Raw genomic sequence first — 2,821 nt, 5'->3', positions numbered from 1 at the left:
AGGGTGTCTTCGAAAGCTGACGTGAAAATGATCGGACGAACGCGCAGCATGGACTCTCCAAAGGTTGTGATCACTACAAAAATACCAACTGTGGCAGGCGTTGCGCGGCTATTGCGCCAACACTCCCACGCCGTCGCGTGCCTCGAAGATCAGCTGCGTTTCTGTTTGCCGGACCACGCGGTTGACGGTGATGTGCTGGAGAACCATGTCACGCAGCGCCTCCGGGTTTTCAACGGCCACATGTAGGTGGAAGTCGTCTTCCCCGGCGACGTGGAATGCCTGGATGACACCGGGAATCTGTGTGAGCTTGGTGTAGAGGGTGGTGACGTGCGCGGCATCGTGGCTTCCCAGCCGCACTTTGATGATTGCCTGTATGGGAAAGCCCAATGCGGAGAGGTTCAACGTGACGCGGCTGCCGAGGATCACGCCGGCGTCGCGCATCATGCGCAGGCGGTACGCGCAGGTTGACTCGGCGAGGCCCAGCCGTGAGGCGATGGCCTTGTTCGTCAGGGTGCTGTCGGCCACCAATGCACGCAAAATTCCAAGGTCTGTCGAGTCTAGCGGCGGTTGCGTTTTCGGCAATGTGTTCTCCGTTACATCAGCTACAGTTGGCGAAGAATGCAGATTTAGTCAACTTTATTAGTCATTCAATCATTTATCTAGTTATTTGTTGTTTGTTCATTCAGTCTTGGGTCATGACTAGTGAACTTCTGAATGGTGGGTCCATGAATCTTGACTCGGTGGCGGTGCGAGGTGGCCGGGAGGATCTGCAGGCACTGGGTGTTCACGCCCTGCCGCTGGATCTGTCTACGACCTACCCGCTGCCGGATATTGAGCACGGCGGGGATTCCTATGAGTCCATGGCGCTTGGCGGACATCCCCTTTCCGAGGGCGGTGCGGTGTATGCCCGCTTGTGGAACCCGACAGTGGCCCGGTTTGAATCCGGCCTGGCGCAGCTGGAAAAAGCGGAGGCAGCCGTGGCCTTTGCCTCTGGAATGGCGGCCATGACCGCAGCCATTCTGGCCAGTAAAGACACGATGAAGTCAACGGTAGATCCGGCAACAAGGCCGCATGTGGTGGCTGTGCGCCCACTGTACGGCGGCACCGACCACCTCCTGGCTTCGGGTCTGCTGGGTGTGGATGCCACGTTCTGCACGGAACATGAAGTGGCCGCGGCAGTGCGGGAGGAGACGGTTTTGATCGTGCTTGAAACTCCGGGCAACCCGACCCTTGACCTTGTCGACATCAGCAGTGTTGTGGCGCAAGTCGGTAATGTTCCCGTCCTTGTCGACAACACGTTTGCCACGCCCATCTTGCAGAACCCCATCAGCCTGGGTGCGGCCATGTCGCTGCACAGTGCCACGAAGTACATTGGCGGTCACGGCGACGCAGTGGGCGGTGTCATCGCCTGCAGTGAGGAGACAGCCGAGGCGCTGCGCCGCGTCCGCGCCATTACCGGCGCCATCCTGCATCCGTTGGGCGCCTACCTGCTGCATCGGGGGCTCACGACACTTCCCATCAGGGTACGCGCGCAGCAGGAGAGCGCCGTCCGGGTCGCGGAGTGGCTGCAGCGCCACCCAAGCGTGGAGAAAGTTCACTATCCGGGCAGCGACGGCGATCCGCGTGGCTTGTTGCAGCATCAGATGCGTGGAACCGGGGCGATGGTCTCCATCAGTCTGAGCGGCGGCTTTGAGGCGGCCAAGCAGCTCACCTCAGGCGTGCGCATGTTCACCCACGCTGTTTCATTGGGCGGCGTGGACTCGCTCATTCAGCACCCGGCCGCGTTGACCCACAGGCCGGTTGCCTCTGAGGCTCGGCCCCTGCCCAACCTGGTACGCCTGTCGATTGGACTCGAGAACGTGGAGGATCTGATCAACGATTTGGCGCAGGCCCTCGAACCAGTTGCGTCCAGCCGCGAGGAGATGGCCGCGGACACGGTTATTGCGGATCCGATTCGGATGGATGTTGCCGAGGCAGCCTTGCGCTGACCCTAAACCGTGGCAGCTGCCGAGAGTATGCTCCAGCGCTGCACGGCTTTGGACAGCTGATCCGGTGACTGCCCGGCCACGTAGAGAGCCGTGTCCCTCACAAGGGCCGACGCCGTTCGCCGGGCCTGGACGGGAAGGCGAGGGTCGTGTGCGGCGAGGGCCAAATAGCGGCAGAGGATGCCGGTGAACAAGCCGCCGTCGCCACCGCCTTCCAGACGTATTCCCTCGCTTGGCGTATAGAGCTGCTGGTGCACGGCATCGATGAGGGCGGCGGCATTCAACAGGTCCTGGGGCCGGCCCACTTCCAGCATGGCGGCAAGAACGGGGCCTTGGTTGTAGGTGTAGATGGTGCGCTCAACGCTGCGACCGTTTGAGGTGGGGTGGATACCGTCGATGTACAGACCCAGGTCCGGGTCAAAAAGCTCTGCACGCAGCCAATCGAGGAGGGACTGGGCATGATCAATTTCTCTGATGCGGGCAAACAGCAAGGCGGCCGGGGCGTTGGCTGGGGTGTTCTTGAAGTCGCGCTTGCGGGACCAGTAAATGCCACCGCCAAGCACGTCGTCATGTGCTCCGTGAAGTTCGCCGGCCAGGGTTTTGACGGCGCGTCGGGCCAGCCCGTCGTGGCGGGCCAGCAAACGGACGGACAGCGTGTCCAGCCGCCCGGCTGCGAGCGCCAGCCAAGCCATGTCGTCGTAAAAGTCGTTGCGGAAACGGCCGAAGTTGCGAATCAAGATGCCGCGCAGCAGTGCCCGAGCCCGCTGGAGTTCAACGCGCGCCTCGATCCTGTCGCCGCGTGCCACGGCGAGGAATCCGGCGTCGATCATGGCGTC

At 61.8% G+C, this 2,821-nt stretch carries 3 protein-coding genes; 1 reads left to right on the top strand and 2 read right to left on the bottom strand.

All coding sequences use genetic code 11. The features are described 5' to 3' along the window. Window positions 1-108: 108 nt before the first annotated feature. Window positions 109-582, bottom strand: a complete 474-nt coding sequence (locus Q4P21_RS16060) for an Lrp/AsnC family transcriptional regulator (RefSeq protein WP_303389722.1) — start codon at window positions 580-582, stop codon at window positions 109-111. 113 nt (window positions 583-695) lie between these two features. Between Q4P21_RS16060 and Q4P21_RS16055 the strand changes: the two genes are divergently transcribed. Next, entirely contained in the window at window positions 696-1,988 is a 1,293-nt protein-coding gene (locus Q4P21_RS16055; protein ID WP_303389721.1) for a PLP-dependent aspartate aminotransferase family protein, read from the top strand. Window positions 1,989-1,990: 2 nt separating this feature from the next. Here the strand turns inward: Q4P21_RS16055 and Q4P21_RS16050 are convergent. Next, on the bottom strand, window positions 1,991-2,821 hold an 831-nt coding region (locus Q4P21_RS16050; RefSeq protein WP_369598908.1), incomplete at its 5' end, for a glycoside hydrolase family 76 protein.

The sequence above is a fragment of the Arthrobacter sp. genome (assembly GCF_030540645.1).
In the GTDB taxonomy this organism is placed as follows: Bacteria; Actinomycetota; Actinomycetes; order Actinomycetales; family Micrococcaceae; genus Specibacter.
The sequence above is the reverse complement of the archived record's forward strand: the minus strand, read 5'-3'. Positions and strand labels throughout refer to the sequence as shown.